Origin of the sequence: Nonomuraea jabiensis (genome assembly GCF_014204795.1) — a bacterium.
Lineage (GTDB): Bacteria > Actinomycetota > Actinomycetes > Streptosporangiales > Streptosporangiaceae > Nonomuraea > Nonomuraea jabiensis.
Map to the genome: position 1 here is coordinate 5,852,232 of NZ_JACHMB010000001.1, position 22,351 is coordinate 5,874,582.

General features: G+C 71.9%; 19 protein-coding genes. 8 read left to right on the forward strand and 11 right to left on the reverse strand.

Going from position 1 to position 22,351, the window contains the following annotated elements; all coding sequences use genetic code 11:
* Window positions 1-96 precede the first annotated feature (96 nt).
* Window positions 97-807, reverse strand: a complete 711-nt coding sequence (locus tag HD596_RS27060; RefSeq protein ID WP_185072122.1) for a class I SAM-dependent methyltransferase — start codon at window positions 805-807, stop codon at window positions 97-99.
* A 236-nt stretch (window positions 808-1,043) separates the two neighbouring features.
* Between HD596_RS27060 and HD596_RS63910 the strand changes: the two genes are divergently transcribed.
* Window positions 1,044-2,222 carry a DUF11 domain-containing protein gene (locus HD596_RS63910; protein WP_185072123.1) on the forward strand — a complete coding sequence of 393 codons (1,179 nt, stop codon included), beginning with the start codon at window positions 1,044-1,046 and terminating at the stop codon, window positions 2,220-2,222.
* A 3-nt stretch (window positions 2,223-2,225) separates the two neighbouring features.
* Here the strand turns inward: HD596_RS63910 and HD596_RS27070 are convergent, their stop codons facing one another.
* Window positions 2,226-2,684: an Lrp/AsnC family transcriptional regulator gene (locus tag HD596_RS27070; protein WP_185072124.1), complete on the reverse strand. Its 459-nt coding sequence runs from the start codon at window positions 2,682-2,684 to the stop codon at window positions 2,226-2,228.
* Between the two features lie 155 nt (window positions 2,685-2,839).
* On the opposite strand from HD596_RS27070, the gene HD596_RS27075 reads away from it, so the two are divergent.
* The 4 genes from HD596_RS27075 (at window position 2,840) to HD596_RS27090 (ending at window position 9,995) form a co-directional block, all read left to right on the forward strand.
* Window positions 2,840-6,229, forward strand: coding sequence for an indolepyruvate ferredoxin oxidoreductase family protein (locus tag HD596_RS27075; RefSeq protein WP_185072125.1), 3,390 nt, complete (start codon window positions 2,840-2,842; stop codon window positions 6,227-6,229).
* Entirely contained in the window at window positions 6,226-7,365 is a 1,140-nt protein-coding gene (locus HD596_RS27080; protein ID WP_185072126.1) for an acyl-CoA dehydrogenase family protein, read from the forward strand. Before HD596_RS27075 ends, HD596_RS27080 begins: the two co-directional genes overlap by 4 nt.
* A 283-nt stretch (window positions 7,366-7,648) precedes the next feature.
* The gene (locus tag HD596_RS27085; protein ID WP_185072127.1) at window positions 7,649-8,008 is read left to right on the forward strand and encodes an effector-associated constant component EACC1; all 360 of its coding nucleotides are present in this window, start codon (window positions 7,649-7,651) and stop codon (window positions 8,006-8,008) included.
* Window positions 7,995-9,995, forward strand: a complete 2,001-nt coding sequence (locus HD596_RS27090; protein ID WP_246554873.1) for a caspase, EACC1-associated type — start codon at window positions 7,995-7,997, stop codon at window positions 9,993-9,995. Before HD596_RS27085 ends, HD596_RS27090 begins: the two co-directional genes overlap by 14 nt.
* A 114-nt stretch (window positions 9,996-10,109) precedes the next feature.
* Here HD596_RS27090 and HD596_RS27095 read toward each other — a convergent pair whose 3' ends face one another.
* The 3 genes from HD596_RS27095 to HD596_RS27105 all read right to left on the reverse strand — a co-directional run bounded on the left by HD596_RS27095 (window position 10,110) and on the right by HD596_RS27105 (window position 14,351).
* Window positions 10,110-10,787, reverse strand: coding sequence for a sulfotransferase domain-containing protein (locus tag HD596_RS27095; RefSeq protein ID WP_185072129.1), 678 nt, complete (start codon window positions 10,785-10,787; stop codon window positions 10,110-10,112).
* Between the two features lie 711 nt (window positions 10,788-11,498).
* Window positions 11,499-12,935 (reverse strand): non-reducing end alpha-L-arabinofuranosidase family hydrolase, encoded by a 1,437-nt coding sequence (locus HD596_RS27100; protein WP_185072130.1) that lies wholly within the window; start codon window positions 12,933-12,935, stop codon window positions 11,499-11,501.
* Window positions 12,936-12,965: 30 nt separating this feature from the next.
* Entirely contained in the window at window positions 12,966-14,351 is a 1,386-nt protein-coding gene (locus HD596_RS27105) for a glycoside hydrolase family 10 protein (RefSeq protein WP_185072131.1), read from the reverse strand.
* 643 nt (window positions 14,352-14,994) lie between these two features.
* On the opposite strand from HD596_RS27105, the gene HD596_RS27110 reads away from it, so the two are divergent.
* The 3 genes from HD596_RS27110 (at window position 14,995) to HD596_RS27120 (ending at window position 17,677) form a co-directional block, all read left to right on the forward strand.
* Window positions 14,995-15,168, forward strand: coding sequence for a hypothetical protein (locus tag HD596_RS27110; RefSeq protein WP_185072132.1), 174 nt, complete (start codon window positions 14,995-14,997; stop codon window positions 15,166-15,168).
* 101 nt (window positions 15,169-15,269) lie between these two features.
* Window positions 15,270-15,797, forward strand: a complete 528-nt coding sequence (locus HD596_RS27115) for a TlpA family protein disulfide reductase (protein ID WP_185072133.1) — start codon at window positions 15,270-15,272, stop codon at window positions 15,795-15,797.
* Complete coding sequence (locus tag HD596_RS27120; protein ID WP_185072134.1) at window positions 15,794-17,677, forward strand: ABC transporter ATP-binding protein; 1,884 nt, start codon at window positions 15,794-15,796, stop codon at window positions 17,675-17,677. The genes HD596_RS27115 and HD596_RS27120 overlap by 4 nt, the downstream gene beginning before the upstream one ends.
* Here the strand turns inward: HD596_RS27120 and HD596_RS27125 are convergent.
* The 6 genes from HD596_RS27125 to HD596_RS27150 form a co-directional block, all read right to left on the reverse strand.
* A complete protein-coding gene (locus HD596_RS27125) occupies window positions 17,602-18,081 on the reverse strand; it encodes a S26 family signal peptidase (RefSeq protein WP_221519535.1) in 480 nt (159 codons plus the stop codon). The two genes, HD596_RS27120 and HD596_RS27125, sit on opposite strands and share 76 nt — an antisense overlap.
* A gap of 41 nt (window positions 18,082-18,122) precedes the next feature.
* The gene (locus HD596_RS27130) at window positions 18,123-19,022 is read right to left on the reverse strand and encodes a hypothetical protein (protein WP_185072135.1); all 900 of its coding nucleotides are present in this window, start codon (window positions 19,020-19,022) and stop codon (window positions 18,123-18,125) included.
* A gap of 91 nt (window positions 19,023-19,113) precedes the next feature.
* Window positions 19,114-20,085 carry a branched-chain amino acid ABC transporter permease gene (locus tag HD596_RS27135; protein ID WP_185072136.1) on the reverse strand — a complete coding sequence of 324 codons (972 nt, stop codon included), beginning with the start codon at window positions 20,083-20,085 and terminating at the stop codon, window positions 19,114-19,116.
* Window positions 20,082-20,942: a branched-chain amino acid ABC transporter permease gene (locus HD596_RS27140; RefSeq protein WP_185072137.1), complete on the reverse strand. Its 861-nt coding sequence runs from the start codon at window positions 20,940-20,942 to the stop codon at window positions 20,082-20,084. The genes HD596_RS27135 and HD596_RS27140 overlap by 4 nt, the downstream gene beginning before the upstream one ends.
* Window positions 20,939-21,598: an ABC transporter ATP-binding protein gene (locus tag HD596_RS27145; protein ID WP_185072138.1), complete on the reverse strand. Its 660-nt coding sequence runs from the start codon at window positions 21,596-21,598 to the stop codon at window positions 20,939-20,941. The genes HD596_RS27140 and HD596_RS27145 overlap by 4 nt, the downstream gene beginning before the upstream one ends.
* Window positions 21,595-22,350 carry an ABC transporter ATP-binding protein gene (locus HD596_RS27150; RefSeq protein WP_185072139.1) on the reverse strand — a complete coding sequence of 252 codons (756 nt, stop codon included), beginning with the start codon at window positions 22,348-22,350 and terminating at the stop codon, window positions 21,595-21,597. The genes HD596_RS27145 and HD596_RS27150 overlap by 4 nt, the downstream gene beginning before the upstream one ends.
* Window position 22,351: the final 1 nt, after the last annotated feature.

A 22,351-nucleotide genomic window follows, 5' to 3' on the forward strand; every position in this document is an offset into this window, starting at 1 on the left:
AAGCCGACGAACGCCGACGTGCCCCCTGGGACGCCCTGGCCGCCGCTAACTCTCCCGCCATCTCCGGATTTCTCACGACAACGCCCCCGCTTCCTGTCATTCCTTGACGCACTTCATGACGAGGAACACGGGGAAGCGGGCAGCTTCCGGCCGTTTCGCCGCCCATTCGGGAGCCGGCTCGGGCTCGGCGAGCTCGTCCACCCACAGGCCGTGGCGGCGGAAGGTGTTGACGTACGTCGAGAGCGTACGGTGGTTGGCGCCCACCTGGCGGCGCAGCGCGGAAAGCTCCCCGTCGGCGCGCCACCAGCCCTCGGCGTGGTAACGCGCGTCCCCCGGCCAGGAGCCGGACACCCCCGGGCCGCCGGGGAAGCACGGGTGCAGGATCGAGCAGGCGAAGACCCCTCCGGGCCGCAACGCGCCGGCGGCGGTCGCGACGGCGCCTTCGAGGTCGTCGATGTCGGAGAGGCAGAAGTTGCAGACCACCGCGTCGAACGGGGGGAACTCCCGCAGGACCGAAGGCCGGGAGGCGTCCGCGTGCAGGTAGCGGATGCCCAGCGGCGCGTCGCGCTCGGCGGCCCTCGCCTTCGCGATCAGGGCCTGTGAGACGTCCACGCCCACGACGGCGGCGCCCCGGCGGGCCAGCTCGCGGCTGACGCGGCCGTGGCCGCAGGCGATCTCCAGCACCCGCCCGCCCGCGACCGGCCCCAGCAGGTCGAGCAGGCGGGCGGAGGCCGGGTCGTCGATGGCGTCGGTCCAGCCGGAGGCGTAGAAGTCGGCGATCTCGTCGTAGCGCGCGACATCGGGCATGACCCCGACGGTACGCGTCCTCGATCCGCGGCGAGCGGATGTTCGTCGAGCGCGGAACGCCTGCCGGGCGGGTGTTCGGCGGGGGACGCCTGCCGGGCGGGTGTTCGGCGCGGGACGCCTGGCGGGCAAAGGGTTCGCCATGGCGGCGCATGGTTCCGGTCGGGCCGCCCCGCGGGCCGGGCGGGTGAGAGGAGGATCGTCCCCGGTCGAGCGGCGCGGTCAGGCGGGAGGACGACATGGGCATGCCCGGGATCGCGGCGGTCATCGCGCTCCTCGCCGTGGGCGGGTGGACGGGAGCGTACGGCTCCGCCCCGCCGCCGCTGTCCGGCGCCGTTCCGGCCGCGTTCCACGTGCCAGGAGGCCCGGACCTGCGGATCATCGGGACCGTCAGCCCGGAGCCGATGGTCATCGGCGGGGAGTCGGTCTACGCGGTCACCGTCACGAACGCCGGAGAGCGGGCCGCCCAGAACGTGACGGTCATCGACACCCTGGACCGCAACGCCATCCCGGGCCCGATCCCCGACGACTGCTCCCTCATCAGGCACGGCGGCGCCGTCGCCTGCGGCGGGCCCGGGCTGACGCTCCCCGCCGGGCAGAGCGTGAGCTACGAGATCCCGGTGAGGATCGACCCGGAGCTCCCGGAGGGCGCGCACGTCCTCAACCGCGTCGAGGTCACGGCCTGGGGGATGGGCAGCGGCACGACCCGGATGGTCAGCCCGACCCGAATGCGGGTCAGGGGCCGTCCGGAGGCCGCAGGCCCGGACGGCGCGGTCGACGACTGCGGCCCCGGCAACCCGGGCGGTTCGGAGGACGCGCCGGTGGAGGGCCCCGCCGGGGGCGGCGGCTGCGCGTCCGCGATACCCGATCCGGCCCCGGCCCCACGGCCGACGCCGAGCCCCGACACTCCCACGGAACCGGCCCCCGGCCCCACGGCCGACCCGGTGCCCTCCGTCACGGCCGAGCCGGGCCCCGCTCCGGGTCCCACTGCGGGCGACGACGCCGGGCCGGCGCAGCCCGTCCCCGGTGAGGATGACGTTCCGCTCCCGCCCGGCCAGGACCTGCTCCAGCCGGTCCCCGCTCAGGACCCGCTCCAGCCGGTCCCCGGCGAGACGGACTTCGGCGAGGAGGCCGGACCGGGCGCGGTGCCGTACCCGGAAGGTCTCCATGAGGGCGGCTACCAGGTGGGGGTCGGCGGGGTGCCCGCCCGCCGCGGGTCCCGGCCGGCGTCCGGCGGCGAGGAGCCGGAGCCGGAGGGCGACGACCTCCCCCTGGCCGGGGTGTCGAGCTGGGGGCTCGGCCTGGGCCTCGCCGTCCTGCTGGCGATCAGCCTGCTCGTCTGGCACTTCTCCCGCCGTGAGCAGGCGCGAGACCGTACCCGCAACCGGGCCCCCGCCGAAGCGGGCAAGAAGCGGTGAGGCTCAGCGGGCGCGACGGGACAGCGCCTCGCGGGTCCACGAGCCGAGCACCAGCAGCGTCTTGGTCCCGGTCACGTCCCCGGCCCGGCGCAGCCGGTCGATGACCTGCTGCAGGTGCCCGAGGTCGCGTACCCGCACGTGGATGAGCGCGTCCGGGTCGCCCGCGATGGTGAACACCGCCTGGACCTCGGGCACGTCCGTGGCGGTGCGGACGATCTCGCTCACGGGAGTCGTGCCCGGATAACGTAGCTCCGTGAACGCCTCGATCCCCCACCCCAGCTTGGCGTAGTCGATCTGCACCGTGAACCCCGTGATCACGCCGAGCTCCCTGAGCCGGTCGACCCGCCGCTTCACCGCCGCGACCGACAGCCCCACGAGCTCCGCCATCTCCGAGAACGTCCTGCGCCCGTCCTCCCGCAGCAGCCGGAGGATGCGATGATCGACGTCGTCCACATCAGGCATGCGAGAACCCCCTCGTCCGGCGCAAAGAACATCAGCCACCATGGGCAAGTGTTCACATAGTTTGCGTCTTGCGGGCACTTTCTCATCTAATACTTGCGCATATCATCCCGCGTTGCTGTGCTTGGCACACACGTACGAGGCCAGGAGGTTCGACCGTGAGCGAGCCAACAGTGTCGCTCGACGACAAGTACACGGCGCACGACGGCCGGGTCCTCATCTCCGGTATCCAGGCACTGGTGCGCCTGACGCTGGAGCAGCGCCGGCTGGACGAGGAACACGGGCTGGACACGCGCGTGTTCGTCACCGGCTACCAGGGTTCGCCGCTGGGAGGCGTGGACCTGGAGATGAAGCGGGCGGCGCGGTTCCTGGAGCCGGCCGGCGTGGTCTTCCAGGCGGGCCTGAACGAGGAGCTGGCCGCCACGGCGGTGGCCGGCACCCAGCTGCTCGACCAGGTGCCGGGCCGCCGCCACGACGGCGTGACCGGCTTCTGGTACGGCAAGAACCCCGGCCTCGACCGCGCCGCCGACGCCATCCGGCACGCCAACACGGCCGGCACGGCGCCCCTGGGCGGCGCGGTGGCCTGGATCGGCGACGACCCCGGCTGCAAGTCCTCCACGCTGCCCAGCACGTGCGAGCCCATGTGCCAGAGCCTGTCCATGCCGCTGCTCGCGCCCGGCTCGGTCGCGGAGATCGTCGAGTTCGGGCTGCACGCGGTGGCCCTGTCGCGCGCCACCGGGCTCTGGGCCGCGCTGAAGATCGTCGCCGACATCGCCGACGCCTCCGCCACGGTGGACCTCGGCCCGCTGCGCGCCGGCATCCCCGAGCCCGACAAGAGAGACCGCGGCGCCGTACCGCTCCTGCTCGGCCCCGCGGCGCTGGACGCCGAGCACGACATGCTCACCCGCCGCCTCGACCTGGCCCGCGCGTACGCCCGCGAGCACGGCCTCAACCGGGTGATGGCGGGAGCGGGCAACACCGCCCTGGGCATCCTGGCCTCCGGCACCACGTACGCGGTGGTCCTGCGCGCCCTTGCCGACCTCGGCCTGGACGAGACGGCGCTGGACGAGCGCGGGATCCGGCTGATCAGGCTCGGGATGCCGTTCCCGCTCGCCTACGACGACCTGGCCGCCATGACCGCCGACCTGGACAGGGTGCTGGTGGTCGAGGACAAGGTGCCGTTCCTGGAGGGGCAGCTCAAGCAGGCCCTGTACGGTCGGGAGCGGGTGCCGGCGGTCGTGGGCCGGGACCTGCTGACCGCCCGCGGCACCCTGGGCGCCGAGGACGTGGCCAAGGCCGTCGCCACCTGCCTGGGCATCGACCCGGCCCCGCGCAAGAAGGTCCGGCCGAGGCGCATGCTGCCCCTGGTGGCCGCGCGCACCCCGTACTTCTGCTCCGGCTGCCCCCACAACACCTCCACCCGCACCTCCGACGGCACGCTGGTCGGCGTCGGCATCGGCTGCCACGCCATGATCGCCCTGGACGGCCACGGCCGCGGCACCCAGGTGGGCCTCACGCAGATGGGCGGCGAGGGCGCGCAGTGGTTCGGGCTGGCGCCGTTCACCGAGGACCGGCACTTCGTGCAGAACCTCGGCGACGGCACCTTCCACCACTCCGGCTCCCTGGCGATCAGGGCCGCGGTCGCCGCCGGGGTGACGATGACGTACAAGCTGCTCTACAACGACGCCGTGGCCATGACCGGCGGCCAGCGCGCCGAGGGCCGGCTGGACGTGCCGGCGCTGACGCACGAGCTGGCCATCGAGGGCGTGCGCCGGATCGTGGTCACCTCGCCGGAGCCGGAGACGTACCGGGGGGTGCGGCTGGCGGGGATCGCGTCGGTGCGGCACCGCGACGACCTGCCCGAGGTGGAGAAGGAGCTGGCCGCCCTCGACGGCGTGACCGTGCTGATCCACGACGACCGGTGCGCGGCCGAGGAGCGGCGGCTGCGCAAGCGCGGCAAGCTGCCCACTCCCACGGAGAAGGTCGTGATCAACGAGCGGGTCTGCGAGGGCTGCGGCGACTGCGGCGAGGTGTCGACGTGCCTGTCCGTGCAGCCGGTCGAGACCGAGTACGGCCGCAAGACCCGCATCCACCAGGCCTCCTGCAACTCCGACCTGAGCTGCCTCAAGGGCGACTGCCCGTCGTTCCTGCTGGTGGAGCCGGGTACCGTACGCCGTCGCCAGGCTCCGCCGCCGCCCGCCGACGTGCCGGAGCCCGCGAGCCGCCCCGGCGAGGCCCTGGTCCGGATGCCCGGCATCGGCGGCACCGGCGTCGTCACCGTCTCGCAGATCCTGCAGATGGCGGCCCACCTCGACGGCCTGCACGCCTCCGGGCTCGACCAGACCGGGCTGGCGCAGAAGGGCGGCCCCGTGGTCAGCGACGTGCGGATCTCGGCGCGGCCCCTGGAGGGCTCCGTGCGGGCCACGCCGGGGAGCGCGGACGTGCTGCTCGGGTTCGACCTGCTGGGCGCGGCGGCCGAGTCGAACCTGGCCACGGCCTCGCCCGAACGCACCGTCGCCATCCTGAACACCGCCATCGTCCCGACCGCCGCCATGGTGACCGGGCGCGCGGCCGTGCCGGGGCACGCGGACGCGGTCGCCCGCGTCGAGTCCGCCACCAGGCGCGTCGAGTGCCTGGACGCCCAGGGGCTGTCGGAGAGCCTGTTCGGCGACCACATGCCGGTCAACCTGCTCCTCCTCGGCGCCGCCTACCAGCACGGCTGCCTGCCGGTCTCCGCCGCCGCCATCGAGCGGGCCATCACGCTCAACGGGGCCGCCGTCGAGCAGAACCTCGCCGCCTTCCGCTGGGGCCGCGCCACCGTGGCCGGGACTCCCGCTCCCTCGGAGACCACGGTCTCCGAGAGACTGGACGAGGGACTGGACGACGGGCTGGACGACGGGCTGGACGCGGTGCTGGCCACCCGGGTCGCCGACCTGACCGGCTACCAGAACGCCGCCTACGCCCGTTCGTACGAGGAGGACGTGCGGCAGGTGGCGGCCACCGCGGTCAAGCGGGCGGGCGAGGAGGCGGGCGCCCGGATCGGGCTCGCGTACGCCCGCGCCCTGCACAAGCTCATGGCCTACAAGGACGAGTACGAGGTCGCCCGCCTGCACCTCGACCCCGCCGAGAAGGAGCGCAGGGAGCGCGAGTACGGCCCGGACGCGGTCGTGTCGGTGCTGCTGCACCCGCCGCTGCTGCGGGCGATGGGGCTCAAGCGTAAGATCAAGGTACGCCGTTCCGCCGGGGTCCTGTTCCGCGGGCTGCGGGCCGCCAGGGTGCTGCGCGGCACGACGTTCGACGTCTTCGGCCACGCCCGCGTACGCCGGGTCGAACGCGAGCTGGTCGTCGAATACCGCGACCTGATGCGGACCGCGCTGGACAGGCTCACGCCCGGCAGCGCCGAGACGGTCGCGGAGATCGCGGGCCTGCCCGACCTGATCCGGGGGTACGAGGACATCAAGCTCGCCCGGGTCGCCGAGTTCCGCGACCGCGCCAGGGCCGCGCTCGCGCGGCTGGACGAGCCCGTTACGAGCCAGGAGAGATCGTGACCGTTGACCGGCTGCTGCCCGACCAGGACGCCAGGGATCTCATCGAGCTGACCCGCGAGATCGCCGACAAGGAGCTCGCGCGCCGGGTCGACGAGCACGAGCGGGCCGAGACGTACCCGGAGGGGCTGTTCGCCACGCTGGGCGCGGCGGGGCTGCTCGGGCTGCCGTACCCGGAGGAGCTCGGCGGGGGCGGGCAGCCGTACGAGGTCTACCTGCAGGTGATCGAGGAGCTGGCGATGCGGTGGGCGGCCGTCGCGGTCGCCACCAGCGTGCACACCCTCGCCTGCTTCCCCGTCGCCGCCTACGGCACCCCCGCGCAGCGGGAGCGGTGGCTGCCCGACATGCTGGCCGGGCGCCTGATCGGCGGCTACAGCCTGTCGGAGCCCCAGGCCGGATCCGACGCCGGGGCGCTGACCTGCAAGGCGGAGCGGGTGGAGACCGGCTACCGGATCACCGGCAACAAGGCGTGGATCACCCACGGCGGCCTGGCCGACTTCTACGCGCTGTTCGTCCGGACGGGGGAGGGGGCGCGGGGCATCTCCTGCTTCCTCGCGCCGGGGGCCGCCGACGGGCTGACGTTCGGGCGGCCGGAGGAGAAGATGGGCCTGCACGCCGTACCGACCACCAGCGCCCACTGGGACGGGGCGGTCCTGGAGGAGGAGCGGCTGATCGGCGAGGAGGGCCAGGGGCTGCAGATCGCCTTCAGCGCGCTCGACTCGGGCCGCCTCGGCATCGCCGCCTGCGCCACCGGCCTCGCACAGGCCGCGCTCGACGAGGCCGTGGCCTACGCCAAGGAGCGCCAGACGTTCGGCAAGCGGATCATCGACCACCAGGGGCTCGGGTTCCTGCTGGCGGACATGGCGGCGGGGGTGGAGAGCGCGCGGGCCACCTACCTCGACGCCGCCCGGCGCCGCGACGCGGGCCTGCCGTACAGCAAGCAGGCCAGCATCGCCAAGCTGGTCGCGACGGACACGGCGATGAAGGTGACTACGGACGCGGTGCAGGTTTTCGGGGGGTATGGGTATACGCGGGAGTTCCGGGTCGAGCGCTACATGCGCGAGGCCAAGATCATGCAGATCTTCGAGGGCACCAACCAGATCCAGAGAATGGTCATCAGCCGCCACCTGGCCAAGTGACCTTCGACCTGCGAAACCCCGCCTGCCGTGCCGGCGCGGTGTTCTCGGCCATGAGCACGCGCGCAGAGTGATCAGCTCCTCGCGCGACAGCTCCTCCAGACCGGACGCGTGGACGATTCGGCGGCACGGACTCCTTGACGTCATGGGTGGTCCCTCGCCGCAGCAGTCTTTTCCTGGAAAGATTTGGTGTGGCGGTCGGGGGGTCGCAGTCCCGCACACAGGCGTCCGACGGGCGCTTGCATTCCGCGTCCCTCAGTCCGGACGCTGAGCGGCAGGAGAAGGCATGGACGCCGAGCTTCGCATCAGCCACAGCGACCCGATCGGCGAGATGGCTTCGCTGACCGCCTGGTTGCGGAGCCAGCGGGACCTGCAGGGACGTGTACGCCCGCAGGCGCGCCCACCCGGGCCGCAGGAGCTCGGCGGAGCGGTCGAGCTGCTGTCGGTCGCCTTGGGATCGGGCGGCGCGGGTCTTGCCCTCGCCAGGGCTCTGACCACCTGGCTGACCAATCGCCACTCCGATGTGAGCGTCACCGTCACGACGGAGACGGGCAGCGTGACGGTGGACGCCAAGCGGATCGGTGACGTCTTACCACTGCTGCATGAGGTGCTCAAGCCTGGGACCGACGGCAATGAGCGGACCTGACCCGCACTGGGCTGACTCTCGCGCGATCCTCATCGGGGTGTCCGTCTATCGCGACGAGCGTTTCCCCGCCGTGCCCGCCGCCTCCAACAGCCTCAGGGCCATGGAAGCGGTTCTCACGGACCAGCGCCTCTGCGGCTGGCCGGCCGACCGCGTCACCGTGCTGGCGAACCCCTCCGACAACCGGCAGGTGGCCACGACGATCCGGCGGCTCGCCCAGGAGACCGGCGACGTGTTGCTGTTCTACTACGTCGGCCATGGCACCCTGACCCCCACCGGCGAGCTGTGTCTCATCTTGTCCGACACCGACGCCGACGCCGCCGACCTGACCAGTCTGGAGTACGCCCGGCTCAGGGCCGCCTTCCGCGACAGCCCGGCCCGGGTGAAGGCGGCCATCCTGGACTGCTGCTATTCGGGCCGAGCCATCGAGACCCTCGCCGACGAGGCGGCGCTGCTCGCCGACTACACCGACGTGCGTGGCGTGTACACGCTGACCGCCAGCGACCTGGCCGCCCACGTGCCGCCGCCCGACGAGCAGGCCACCGCCTGCACCTCTTTCACCGAACAGCTTCTGGACTTGATCCGCTCCGGCATCCCCGGCCAGGGCGACCCTCTCACGCTGGGCACCCTGTACACCCATCTGCGCCGGCGCCTGCGCGCCCTCGGCCTGCCGGACCCCAACCAGCGCGGCACCGACACCGCGCACAGCTTCGCCTTCACCCGCAACGCCGCCGCCCACCCGTTCCCGGAGGATGACGCCACACGGCCGCTCAGGGCGCGAAGGTCCACCCCGCCTCCCGATACCGCGTCCCCCGCGGTGCCGGAGCAGAAGCGGCCGCAGCTGAGCCGCCGCCGTCTGCTGATCGCCACGGGTACGGTCGCCGGCGCCACGGCCGCCACGGTCGCCACGGTGGCGGCCATCAACATCCCGGCCTGGCTGAGAAACGCAGGGACCGCCCTGCCGACGGGCACGGGCTCATCCGGTCCGAAGCCTGGTGCCACGCGTACCGCCGGCGTCCCTGACTACGGCACAAGCCTTGGCCCAACCATGTCCGCCGACCCCGACATGTCGATCTACGCCGTGGCGGCCGGCGCCCTGAACGGCAGGGTGATCGCCGTGACAGGCGACGGCCTGCCCCATGGGAACCCGCCCATGCCGGATGACCCCGACCAGGGCACTTTGCGGGTATGGGATCTGGTCGCCGGAAAGCAGGTCGCCTCCGTCAAGACGGGCAGCAGGGTCGAGACGGTGGCCCTCGGCAGGCTCCGGGGGCAGCCCATCGCCGTCACCGGCTGCTGGGACGCGGGGGTGCGGCTGTGGAATCTCAACGACCTCAAGCAGATCGGCTCCACGTTGAAAGCCACCGAGGACATCTTCGCTGTGGCAGTGGGCGGCCTGAACGGCAAGGATGTCGCCGTCGCCCTCAGCCGGGTGGACATACGCGTCTGGGACATGAACAAGGGCACCCAGATCGCCGCGGCCATCGAGATGCCAGAGCATTACCAGATCAACGACATGGCGCTGGCTCAGGTGAAGGGCAAGACCGTGGCCGTCGTCGGCGGGTACGATCACGAGCTGCGGCTGTGGGACCTCGACACCAGCGGCGAGGTAGGCAAGGCACTGCGCCACGGCAAGACGATTTACGGGCTGGCCGTCAGCACGCTCAACGGGAAGCCGGTCGCCGTCGCTTCCTACGGCGTCGGCATGCGCATGTGGGACCTGGTTGCCGGGAAGCTCATCGGCACGACCTTCGGGTCGACCGCGGTCAGCAGGATCGCGTCCGGGACGCTGAACGGCCGCCCCATCGTCGTCGCCGACCATGTCAACGGGGGGATCCAGGTGTGGGACCTGACCACGAGAGGAGAGGTTGGAGACGCGTTGCGGTCAGGAGAGATCACGGCGCTCACCGTCACCGCCTTCAACGGCGTCAGCATCGCCGTCGCCTGCACGGAAAGCACAGTGCGGGGGTGGGCTCTGGGGGCGTCGTGACGACGTACGGGCGGATGACGGCATGCCGGTCGTGACCGCCCGCCTGCCTGCGGCGTGCGGACGGGCTCATCGCCCGGTCTCCCTGGAACGGGAACGCAAGGGCGGACCTGCCGTTCACGCATCGCGCGTATATCCAAGCAGCTCCATGGCCGTGACGTTGTCGGGGCGGGACCAGAAGAGCTGGTGCAGCTCCTCTGGCAGCTCGTCCGAGTGTGTGCCCGTGTGTCCTCTCCGGAAGAAGCCGCCATCGACCTGGTGGAGCTCTGCGAAGGTGGGAATGCGGGCGTCAGGCAGTGGCCGTAGGGCCGGCGCCAGCGTGGCCAGCACCTTCTCGACGGTCCGTCGCGGCTCGCGGATCAGCTCCTCGTAGCGGAGCATCACGCGATGGGGCGCGGGCGGACGTAGCCAGCTCAGTACGTTCCGGCCCCAGCTGCCCGTCCCTACCTCGTCACGCCGGTTGATCATCGTGCGGATCTCGGCCTCGATATCAGGCGCACCGGTCAGGTGGGCCCATGAGGTTATGGAGTCGCGGCCGTCTCGGACGAGACAGATCGCGCGATCCTCTTCCCCGGCACGCTGCCGGTGCGTCTTGACGAAATGCAGCTTCTCGGAGGCGCGCATTTCCTCGATCGAAGAGGGGCGCTCCTCGAAGCCGATCAGGTCAGGGCCAAGCCGCGCGGCCACGCCGTCTACGTCGTAGACGGTGGAGGTGCGCACGCCGTACAGCTGCTTGAGGATGATGCGGAGGAAGGTGTTGCCTGATCGGGGGAACGAGGCGACCCAGATGATCACGATGTTAACGATAATGTCTGCCACCTGAGCATGTCTGCAAGGTCGCGCTCACCAAGGGATCTGCGCAGGCATGCCGTATCGTCACAGGCGCCTCTGACAGCGCAGATGCCCTGGACGGTCTCGAAGACCGCCGGGGGACAGCCGGGTTCCCGACGGCCTTTTCGCTCTTGTGCTTCCTCGCGGACCGGCAAGGAGTCAGGCGGTGAGGCTGCCCTGGCGTACAGAGTGATGCCGGGGAAGGGGTACGGCCGGCCAGGCCGAGTCATGTGCCTTGACGCGATCTGAGCGGCGATGAACGGCGCGCGCACGTTGATGGCGAGGCTCGTCGCGGGGTCACCGGCGTCGGCCTGGAGGACCACGGCCCGGCGCCCCAGTGCCTTGACCTGCTCCATCACGGCGCGGGCCTGGTCGGTGCCGTGCCGGCAGGTCACCGCCACATCCGCCCAGTCCGCGGCGAGCGGAGCGCGATCGCCTTGCCGATGCCGCGGCTGCCGCCGGTCACCGGCGCTGCCTTGCCGTCCAGAACTGCGGACGTGTCGGACTCCCATCATGGGCGAGGAGCCAGGGACGGATGTGCCCTGCGAACCCCGGCTGTTCGCCCGCAGCGCGGGCCTTCCGGTCGGTGACGGGGCTGGGGTGACCACCGTCGCCACCGGAAGGCCGCTCTGTGCCGCGGGAGATTCGCTCTACGTCACCCCGCGTGTCATGTCATCAGCGCTGCAGGGTCAGCAGGCCCGGCCGGTAGGGCAGGAGGCCGTAGTCGCCGCCGGAGCTGGGGTTGCGTCCCTGGTAGAGCAACTGCAGGTTGCAGGGATCGACGGTCATCGTCTGGTCGGGGTTGCTGCGGACCAGATCGCCGTGGCTGATGTCGTTGGTCCAGGTGGCGCCGCTGTTGGCCTTGCCGGCGAAGGGGTTGCTCTCGGTTGCGGCCTGGGGGGTCCAGGAACCGTCCAGGCTGGTGGCCGTGAACGAGCGGAAGTAGCGGCCCTGCGCGCCGATCGCCTCGACGAGCATGAGGTATCGGTTCTGGCCCTGGAGCTTGTAGACCTGGACGGCTTCGAACAGGTTGTTCCTCGAGTCGCTCATGATCACCGTCGAGGTGCTGCCGAAACTGCCCGGGAAGTTTCCGATGGGCATGCTGGCCCGGTAGATCTTGCCGTTGTCCCCGGCGAAGAACAGGTACATGTTCGTGCCGTCACCGATGAGCGTCTGGTCGATGGGGCCTGTTCCGGAGTCCGAGATGCTTCCGGAGAAGAGCGCCTGTGGCGATGACCAGCCGTTCGGGTTGGTGGGGTCGCTGGAGGTCCGGTAGGAGAAGGCGGTCGCGCCCCACTGGTAGGCGAGCACCCAGATGTTCTTGGGGGCGAAGTAGAAGAGCGTGGGCGCGACGGTGGACGAGGACATGGTGTTCTGGCTGGCCGAGGCCATGTCGGACCAGTTGGTGAAGAGGCTGAAGTTCATCGAGCCCCACGCCGTTCCCATGTCGTGCGTCGTCCCGTAGACGAGATGCTTGCCGTTGTAGACGACGGTGGAGAAGTCCTTGAGTGAGACCCACCCGGACTTCGGGGTCGCCAGCGGGCCGGTCGAGGTCCAGCGGTACGTCGACGGAAGGGTGCACGTGCCGGTCGGGGTGGGCGTCGGTGTGGGGGTGGGGGTGGGGGTCGGCGTGGGGGTGCCGGGGTTGCCGCAGGTCACGCCGTTCAGGGCGAACGACGTGGGCACTGGGTTGCTGCCGGTCCACGAGCCGTTGAACCCGAAGTTGACGCTGCCGCCGGAGGGGATGGAGGCGTTGTAGGAGACGTTGGTGGCGGTCACCGACGAGCCCGACTGGGTCTGGGTGGCGTTCCAGATCTGGGTGATCTGCTGGCCGGCGCCGAAGGACCAGGTCAGCCGCCAGCCGTTGACAGCGTCACCGAGGTTGTTGATGGTGACGCCGGCGTTGAAGCCGCCCGACCAGCTCGAACTGATGGTGTAGTCGACCCGGCAGGCGACGGCGGCCTGGGCGGGTTGCATGGTCAGCAGGCCCGCTCCGGCGAGCAGGACTGCGACGGCGCCGATCACGAGGCCGCGACGCGAGGCCCGCCGGGGCGGCGCCGCGGTCGTGCCGGCGGAGGGGCGCGGTGGCCGCGCTCGCCAGGGCAGACGCATCTGTACTCTCCTCATCGTGGTCGACCGCCGTCAGGGGCTGGTGCAGGTGGCGGTCGGGGTGGCCGCGGTGCCGTTCGCGGTGAACCCGAAGGTCGTGGAGCCGCCGGCGGCGATGGAGCCGTTGTAGGCGGCGTTGCGTACGGTGACGCTGGAGCCGGACACGCTGTGCTGGCCGTTCCACAGGCTGCTGATGCTCTGCCCGCCGGGCCAGGTCCACCGCACGGTCCATCCGTTGATCGGCGCGTTGCCCGCCCGGACGGTCACCGTCGACTGGAAGCCACCCTGCCAGCTGTTGGTCGTGGTGATCGTCGCCTCGCAACCGTCCGGGACCGGAGTCGGCGTCGGGGTCGGGGTCGGGGTCGGCGTGGGGGTGGGGTCGGGGTTGGGGTTGGCGGCGTTGAGGGCGTTGAGGACCGCGTCGTAGGCGGGCTTCTTGTTGCCGCCGCTGAACAGCAGCGGGGTGTCGCCCGAGCGCCAGGAGTCCTGGTCGCGTACGCCCCACACGGTGATGCCGGCGCAGCGCGGCACGGCCAGGCAGTCGTTGGTCACGGCGGCGTAGGTGGTGGGGGAGGCGCCCTGGATGTCGAGTTCGGTGATCTGCACGTCGACGCCGAGGGCGGCGAAGCTGGAGATGGTGGTGCGGTAGTTGCTGTTGTACGGGCTGCCGCTGTTGAAGTGCGACTGCAGGCCCACGCAGTCGATCGGCACGCCGCGCTGCTTGAAGTCCCGGACCATGTTGTAGACGCCCTGGGTCTTGGCCCAGGTCCAGTTGTCGATGTTGTAGTCGTTGTAGCAGAGCTTGGCGGCCGGGTCGGCGGCGCGCGCGGTGCGGAAGGCGACCTCGATCCAGTCGTTGCCGGTGCGCTGCAGGTTGGAGTCGCGCCGGCCGCCGGAGTTGCCGTCGGCGAAGGCCTCGTTGACCACGTCCCAGGCGTAGATCTTGCCCTTGTAGTGGGCCATGACGCCGTTGATGTGGTCGATCATCGCCTGGCGCAGCGAGCTGCCCGACAGGGACTGCATCCAGCCGGGCTGCTGGCCGTGCCAGGCCAGGGTGTGGCCGCGGACTCGCTTGCCGTTCTGCACGGCCCAGTTGTAGACGCGGTCGCCGTTGGTGAAGTTGAACTGGCCCCGGTTCGGCTCGGTGGCGTCGATCTTCATCTCGTTCTCGGCCGTCACCATGTTGAACTCGCGACTGGCGATCGTGGTGTACTGCGAGTCGCCGAGCCTGCCCGCGCTGATGGCGGTGCCGAAGTACCGCCCGCTCTGCGCGGCGGCCGCGCCGAGCGTACTGGCCGCCGCACCGGCCGGCGCGGTCGGTACCGTCACCGCGATGGCCACGCCGATCACGCCGGCGGCGGCGATCAGGAGCCGCGAGCGCTTGAGAGGCCGCGGCGGAAGTATGGCTTTGTCGCCCATGACTGAGTGCTCCAGACTGAATCACGGAAAAAGCGGATACGCGATCGACGCCGCGTCCCGTGCTCAGGGAACGCACACCACCAGGGCATCGTGAACGGCAGTCCTCACCGCGCACCACCACCTGGCGGGAGGAGGCCTTCTCGGGAATACAGTCTGGAAACCTCTCCGAAAGTTGTCAAGCATGGGCGAAAGTTTCAGAGAGACGCCCTTGCCGTCACGGCGGGCGACCCCCGATAACGCCTGATGAGCCGCACGCCCGTCCGTCGCCCCGCCGCGGGCGCGAGGTGCCCTCCTTGACGTCGCCTCTTCGTCTCGTATTGGCTCGACCTGCCACCACAGCCGTCTGACAGAGAAGGAACCGCGACAGGGAAGAAGAAGTGTGAGCGCTAACAGCCGACTCGGGGCCACCACCCGGCGGCCATTGGTGCGGGGCGGTCCGGGGAACAGACACCACGTCCCTGGAACCGCCCTCTCGAAGCGTCACCGAGGGGAGTCGCACAAGCGGAGTGCCGGACAAGCGACCTCTGTCAAGATCCTGAACCGCCGAACGATGTTCCGCAGTGTCGGCCAATCTCTCTATTAACACGGTGCTCTTGCTGGGTGACGGTGAGCGCGTAAAGATCCCCCATGCAAGGAGATCGCCATGATCCGCGCACTCAACAAGCTGGGAGACCGCCTCCTCGACAAGTTCCTGCCGTCGGCCAACGCCTCGGCCGCGTGCTGGACCGACTGGTGCTGCCAGGGCAAGTTCTGCCGGACCTGCTGCTACCACGACTCCACCGGCACGACCAACTGCGGCAGCTTCGACTACTGCTGACGCGCCCTACCGACAGCCCCCAGGACAGTGGCGGCCGGCCTGGTGCCGGCCGGCACCGTCTTGCTGCGCCACCCCAGCCGCGCCACCCCTGAGGAGCCCGCATGCCGTATCTCGTCGCCGCCGTCGCCGTCGTCGGATTGTTGTGCCTGGTGGATCTGGTGCTGACCCTGGCGGTGATCCGCCGCCTGCGCGTGCACACGCTGCGGCTGGCCGAGCTGGCGCCGACGGGCGCCCCGATGGTGCAGCCGGGAACGACGCTCGGCGAGTTCAGCGCGACCGCCCTCGGCGGCGAGACCGTGTCGCGCGCGTTCTTCTCGGGGCCCTCCGTGGTGGCGGTGTTCTCCACCGAATGCGCGTCCTGCCACGAGCGGCTGCCGGAGTTCACGTCCTACCTGGCCGACACCCGTCCAGAACGCGTGCTGGCCGTGGTCACGGGCGACCCCGACGAGGCCCGGCAGTTCACCAGCGAGCTGACCTCGGCCACCGTCGTGGTCGAGCCGATGGGCGGCCCGGTGAGCAGGGCGTTGCAGGTCTCCCGGTTCCCCAGCTTCTACCTGGTCGACGGTGACGCGGTGGTCGTCGCGGCCGACACCGCCCCGGGCAGGCTGCCGGCGTCCACGCGCCGATGACCTCTCCTGCCGGGTACGGCGGCGCCGCGCCGCGACGGCGCTTCCGCGCGGCCGCGGCGTCGGCCTGGCGGGCGCATCCGGCCGCCGTACTGGCCTCCGGGATCACGGTGCTGCTCATGGGCCTGGTCCCGGTGGTCACCGCGTGGCTGACCAAGCTCGTTCTCGACGGCCTGGCGGCCGGGGCGGGCCTTGCCGAGCTGCTCCCGTACGGTGTGGCCCTCGGCGCGGCCGGCCTGGCGGGCGCGGCCCTGCCCGCGGTCGCCGAGTACGCCCAGGAGCAGCTGCGCCGCGCGCTCCAGGTGCTGATCCAGGACCGGCTCTTCCAGGCCGTCAACGCCCACCCGGGGCTGAGCCGGTTCGAGAACCCGGCCTTCCACGACCGCGTACGGCTGGCGCAGGAGGCCGGCCAGAACGCGCCGCAGCGGATCGTCCGCTCCAGCCTGGGCATCGCCCAGGGAGCCGTCACCCTCGCCGGATTCACCGCGGCGCTGGCCGTCCTGGCGCCGGGCATGATCGTCGTCGTGGCGCTCTCCGCGATCCCCTCGGTCCGCGCCCAGCTCGACCTGTCCCGGCGTCGCGCCGGGATGATGTGGGGCGTCAGCTCGAGGTCCAGGCGGCAGATCTTCTTCGCCGGCCTGCTCACCAGCCCTGACGCGGCCAAGGAGATCAGGCTGTTCGGCCTCGGCGACTTCCTGCGCGCCAGGATGCTGGGCGAGCTGCGCGCGGTCAACGCCGCCGAGCAGGGGCTCGCCCGCAGGACGCTGCGTACCCAGGGGTCGCTGTCGCTGCTCGGGGCGGCCGTCGCCGCGCTCGGCCTGCTCTGGGCGATCAGCGGCGCCGCGTCCGGCACGCTGAGCGTCGGCGACGTCGCCGTGTTCGTCGCGGCCGTCGCCGGGGTGCAGTCCGCGCTCGCGTCGATCGTCGGCCAGTCCGCCGACGCGCACAACGCGCTGCTGATGTTCGGGCACTACCTCGAGGTCGTGGCCGACGCGCCGGACCTGCCCGTCCCACGGCATCCGCGCCCCGTCCCCGCGCTGCGCGAGGGCATCGAGGTGCGCGACGTGTGGTTCCGGTACGACGACGCGCATCCGTGGGTGCTGCGCGGAATCGACCTCTTCATCCCGCGTGGCGGCTCCCTCGCCCTGGTCGGGCTGAACGGCGTGGGCAAGAGCACCCTCGTCAAGCTGATCTGCCGGCTGTACGACCCGGTACGCGGGTCCATCCACTGGGACGGCGTCGACCTGCGGGAGCTGGACCCCGCCGAGCTGCGGGGCCGCATCGGCGCGGTGTTCCAGGACTACATGTCGTACGACCTGACCGCGGCCGAGAACATCGGGCTCGGCGACGTCGCGGCGCTCGACGACCGGGACCGGGTCGAGGCCGCCGCCAGGCTGGCCGGTGTCCACGAGACGGTCGCCGGGCTGCCACGGGGCTACGACACGCTGCTGAGCCGGATCTTCTTCGGCGACCGGGACGACCCCGAGGCCGGGGTGGTGCTGTCCGGCGGGCAGTGGCAGCGCCTCGCGCTGGCCCGCGCCCTGATGCGGAAGGGGCGGGACCTGCTCGTGCTCGACGAGCCGAGCTCCGGCCTGGACGCGCAGGCCGAGCACGCCATCCACCAGAGCCTGCGCCGCCACCGCGCGGGACGGACCAGCCTGCTGATCTCGCACCGGCTCGGCGCGGTGCGGGAAGCGGACGTGATCGTCGTGCTCGCCGGGGGGCGGATCGCCGAGCGCGGCTCGCACGCGGAGCTGATGGCGCTGGGAGGGGAGTACGCGGGGCTGTTCACCCTGCAGGCCCAGGGCTACGAGCCGGCGGATTCGGCGGAGGGGGCGAGCCGGCGGACGACGACGCCGAGCACGCGGTCGAAGGGCACGTAACCCCACGCCCGCGAGTCCTCGCTGACCGGCCCGTCACCGAGCACGACCAGCCGGCCCGCCGGGACCGGGTCGCCGGGCGCCGCCTCCACCCGGGCCATGACCTGGGCGGGCACCGGGTCACCCGGCACGGCGACCGCGCGCTTGATGAACCACCTGGCCGCCCCCGGCGGGGGCAGCGGCCCCGTACGCCACTTCCCCCCGGGCAGCGCGGTCTGCAGCACGACGACCTGGCCGCGCCTGACACCCGCCCCCGTGGTCCTGCGGACGAGCACCCGGTCGCCCGTCCGGTAGGTCGGCAGCATGCTCGCCCCGCTGATCCGGACGACGACGAACCGCCGCCGGGCGACGACCAGTCCGGCGGCCAGGGCCGCGATCGGGGCCAGCAGGATCATGACGCGCCGCACGGCGCCCTCCAATGTCGATCATCACCGGTGGACTGCCGACACTAACGCCCGATCCGCACCTGCGGGGTGGGGGTTCGGCGCACCCGTACCGCCAGCACGATCAGGACGACGGGGAGGAGCGTGTACAGCGCCCACGGGAGCGTGACCGGGTTGACCGTCCCCTCCTCGGAGGGCTGCGCGCACCCGAGCACCGGCATCCAGTTCATCGCCAGGTCCCTGAGCACCATGGGCGCCACCGTCAGCCAGCCGACGAGCCGGCCCAGCGGCCGGTGGCCGGTGCGGGCCAGCAGCGCCCACAGCCCGAATCCCACCGCGACCACGATCGGCTGCGGGATCAGGACCAGGACGGCCGTCGCGAACATGATCTCCTCCGTGCCGCCGAAACAGTCGCCGTTCATGATCATGATCGAGTACTCCATCGTTTCGCCGGCCAGGGGCGCCAGGAGCATCGCCAGAGGGATGCTCACCAGTACCAGGGCGACGCCCCACATGACCAGCGGCCACCGCCAGCGCAGCGGAGGCCTGCCCTCCCGGCGGACGGTCTGGCCGAGCGTCAGGAGCAGGGCCGCTGTGGCGAGGCAGGCGAGGGCGATCAGCAGCAGGTCGTCGGTGTCCCAGGGCAGGATGCGCAGATCCCCGAAGTCGACCGGTCTGCCGCCGGCGCTGTGGCCCGCGACATAACGCGCGACCTCCTCCTGGGAGGGTTTGCCGAGCCCGCTGATCGGCGTCGCGGCGGCGGCCACGGCGAGCAGGGCCAGCAGCGCGGCGCCCAGCCGGGGCGCCCACAGCCGGCGGCGCAGCACCACGACGGGTACGACCAGGAGCGCGGCGACGGCCGCACCGGTGACGACGTTGGCGGCCGTGGGCGCGATGGCGGCGGGGACCAGCGGCATCAGGAGCGCCGCGGCGCATAAGGCAGGAACGGAGATCTTCGACGACACCAGCGACGCATCTATCGGTCGCGATGCGATCATGTCAAGCCGCACGCAGGTCTGCTTCAGCGGACGAGCAGGTTGACGCGGGGCCGCAGGATCACCGATGCATCATCCCCCCGCGGTCCCGCTTGACGCGGCCGGAGACGGCGGGGAGCAGGCCGCGGGGCAGGAAGAGCACGACCAGGATGAGGACGAGCGCGTACACGGCGTACGACAGCACGCTGGGCGCGTACGACGGCATCCCCGGCAGCGCGGCCAGGCTGTTCAGCCCCTGCACGAGCAGCGTGATCGCGGTCGCGCCGACCACGGCGCCCCAGATCGTGCCCAGCCCACCGACCACGGCCATCACGATGTACTGGATCGAGATGAGCACGGGGAACGAGCCCGGCGCCACGTACCCCGTGTAGAAGCAGTAGATCCCGCCCGCGAGCCCCGCGAACGCCGCCGACAGCGCGAACACCACCAGCTTGTACCGCCCGACCGGGATCCCCGAAGACGCGGCGGCGGTCTCGCTGGTGGCCAGCGCGCGCAGGGCGCGGCCCGGCCGCGAGGTGATCACGTTCCGGGTCACCAGCATCACCAGCGCCAGCCCGATCCAGGTCATGTACGCGTACGCGGACGCGCCGCCCGCCTCGAACGACCCGACCGAGAACTGCGGGATGGCCTGCAGCCCGATGTCCCCGCCGGTGACCTCCAGCTGCCCGGCCAGCGAGAGCAGGATGAGCTGCATCGCCAGCGTCGCGAACGCCAGGTGGTGCCCGCGCAGCCGCAGCAGCGGCACGCCGATCACCAGCGCGGACGCGGCCGCCACCACCGGCGCGGCGACCAGCCCGGCCAGCGGCGGCACGCCGTGCAGGGCCAGCAGCGCGGCGGTGTAGGCGCCGACGGCGTAGAAGGCGCCCTGGCCCAGCGACACCTGCCCGGCGTAGCCCATCAGCAGCGACACCCCGACGGTGACCATCGCGGCCAGCCCGAGCAGGATGTACACGGCCAGCGCGCTGTCGTCGAGCACCGCGGGCAGGGCCAGCGTCACGGCCGCGACCAGCAGCCCGGCCACCAGGCGGATCATGTCTGCTCCTGCGCGACGGCCGGGCTCCGGCTCGCCTGTACGATCATGACGACGATCATGAGGCCGAGCGCCACCTCCAGCTGGTGCGATCCGTAGCCGTACCCGGCGGCCATGGTCTCGGCCACGCCCAGCAGCAGCGCTCCGGCCAGCGTGATCACGGGCCGGGTGAGCGCGCCGAAGACGGCCGCGGCGAAGGCGTTCACGATGAGCGTGACGTCGGTGTCGAACGAGATCGGCCGCAGCGGCGTCACCAGCACCCCGGCGATCCCGCCGAGCAGCCCGCCCAGCGCGAACGCCAGCAGCCCCATCAGCCGCGTGTCGATCCCGACCACGCGGGCGGCGTACGGGTTGGAGGCGCACGCCGTCAGCGCCTTGCCCAGGTAGGTGCGCCCGAAGAAGAGCGCCAGCAGGGCGAACGCGGCCGCCGTCACGCCGATGACCAGCAGGTGCTGCGTCTGGACGCGCGCGCCCGCCAGCGTCACCGAGCCCGCCAGGCCGGGCGCCGAGCGTGGCTGGTCGCCCCACAGGACGATCTCGACGGCGTACGCGAGCACGCCCACGCCGAGCGTCACGATCAGGGACGACAGCGGCGTGGTGCCCCGCCGGCCGATGGCGGCCAGACCGGTCAGCAGCCCGGCGAGCGCCGCGACCAGGACGGCGGCCAGCTCGCTCAGACCGTGCGGGAACCCCATCCCGAGCAGCGAGGACGTGCACAGCCCGGCCACGACCGCGAACGTGCCCTGCGCGAAGTTCACCACGCCCGTGACGCGGTGGATGACGACCAGGCCGCTGGCGATGAGCGCGATCGCGCACCCGACCGCGAGCCCGTTCAGCAGATACGTGAGGAAGGCGCTCATGTGATCGCCCCGCCCAGGTACGCGCTGGCCACCCGAGGGTCGCCGGCCAGCTCCGCGCACTCGCCCTCGGTCACCACCCGCCCGGACTCCAGCACGTACGCCCGCCGGCACAGGTCGAACGCCAGCCGCGCGTTCTGCTCGATGAGCAGCACGGTCAGCCCCTGCTCCCGGCTCAGCTCGGCGAGGTGGCCGGCCAGGTCGGCGGTCACGTTCGGGGCCAGGCCCAGCGAGAGCTCGTCCACCACGAGCGCGTCGGGCCGCGACATCAGGGCCCGCCCGAACGCCACCATCTGCTGCTCGCCCCCCGACAGCACCCCGGCCCGCCGCCCGGCCAGCTCCGCCAGCCGGGGCAGCAGCTCGTACACGGACGAGGGGTCCCGCAGGCCGGACCGCCAGCCGCCGAGGGCCAGGTTGTCGGCGACCGACAGGTCCGGGAAGAGCTGGCGGCCCTCGGGGATGAGCGCCAGCCGGCCCTCGATCCCCACCGTGCCCGAGGCGGGCCGCAGCAGTCCGGCGAGGGTGTTGGCCAGCGTGGACTTGCCCGCGCCGTTCGGGCCGAGCAGGGCGACCATCTCGCCCCGCCCCACCGTGAGCGTGACGTGGTCGAGCGCGGTCGCGGTGCCGTACGAGACGACCAGGTCCTTGACGTCGATCATGCGCTCTGCCCCAGGTAGGCGGCGAGCACCAGCGGATCGGCCCGCACCTCTGCGGGCGAGCCGTCGGCGATGACCCGGCCCAGGTCGAGCACCACCACGCGGTCGGCCAGCCGGGTCACGAACGCGACGTCGTGCTCCACGAGCAGGATCGTCAGCCCGTCCGCGCGCAGCTCCTCCACCAGCGCCGCGAGCCGTTCGCGCTCCTGGCCGCGCAGCCCCGAGGCGGGCTCGTCGAGCAGCAGCAGCCGGGGCCGGGCGCACAGGGCGCGGGCCAGCTGGAGCGCCCGCTGCTGGCCGATGGGCAGCAGTTCGGCGGGCCGGTCCGCCCACTCGGCCAGCCCCACGCGGCCCAGCACGGCCTCCGCCTCGGCGGTGATCTCGCCCTCGTCGCGCCGGTGCCGCGGCAGCCGCAGCGCCGCCGACACGAACCCGGCACTCGTACGGCCGTGCATCCCGACCATGACGTTCTCCCTGACCGTCATGCCGCGGAACACCCGGGCCGCCTGGAACACGATCGACATGCCGAGCCTGGCCCGCCGGTGCGGCGCGAGCCGGTCCACCCGCTGCCCGCGGAACGAGATCTGGCCGTGGTCGGCCGTCAGATGCCCGGTGACGAGGTTGAACAGCGTGGACTTGCCCGCCCCGTTCGGCCCGATGACGCCGCAGACTTCGCCGTCCGCGACGGCCAGGGACACGTCGCGGACGGCGTAGACGCCCCCGAAAGAGCGGGAGAGGCCGGTGACCGTCAGCACC

Excerpts from the sequence above, each read along its gene's own strand:
- HD596_RS63910 (WP_185072123.1), top strand. The coding sequence starts at position 1,044 with ATGGGCATGCCCGGGATCGCGGCGGTCATCGCGCTCCTCGCCGTGGGC.
- HD596_RS27145 (WP_185072138.1), bottom strand. The coding sequence starts at position 21,598 with ATGATCGACGTCAAGGACCTGGTCGTCTCGTACGGCACCGCGACCGCG.
- HD596_RS27140 (WP_185072137.1), bottom strand. The coding sequence starts at position 20,942 with ATGAGCGCCTTCCTCACGTATCTGCTGAACGGGCTCGCGGTCGGGTGC.
- HD596_RS27135 (WP_185072136.1), bottom strand. The coding sequence starts at position 20,085 with ATGATCCGCCTGGTGGCCGGGCTGCTGGTCGCGGCCGTGACGCTGGCC.
- HD596_RS27060 (WP_185072122.1), bottom strand. The coding sequence starts at position 807 with ATGCCCGATGTCGCGCGCTACGACGAGATCGCCGACTTCTACGCCTCC.
- HD596_RS27115 (WP_185072133.1), top strand. The coding sequence starts at position 15,270 with ATGCCGTATCTCGTCGCCGCCGTCGCCGTCGTCGGATTGTTGTGCCTG.
- HD596_RS27070 (WP_185072124.1), bottom strand. The coding sequence starts at position 2,684 with ATGCCTGATGTGGACGACGTCGATCATCGCATCCTCCGGCTGCTGCGG.
- HD596_RS27085 (WP_185072127.1), top strand. The coding sequence starts at position 7,649 with ATGGACGCCGAGCTTCGCATCAGCCACAGCGACCCGATCGGCGAGATG.
- HD596_RS27120 (WP_185072134.1), top strand. The coding sequence starts at position 15,794 with ATGACCTCTCCTGCCGGGTACGGCGGCGCCGCGCCGCGACGGCGCTTC.
- HD596_RS27100 (WP_185072130.1), bottom strand. The coding sequence starts at position 12,935 with ATGCGTCTGCCCTGGCGAGCGCGGCCACCGCGCCCCTCCGCCGGCACG.
- HD596_RS27105 (WP_185072131.1), bottom strand. The coding sequence starts at position 14,351 with ATGGGCGACAAAGCCATACTTCCGCCGCGGCCTCTCAAGCGCTCGCGG.
- HD596_RS27110 (WP_185072132.1), top strand. The coding sequence starts at position 14,995 with ATGATCCGCGCACTCAACAAGCTGGGAGACCGCCTCCTCGACAAGTTC.
- HD596_RS27090 (WP_246554873.1), top strand. The coding sequence starts at position 7,995 with ATGAGCGGACCTGACCCGCACTGGGCTGACTCTCGCGCGATCCTCATC.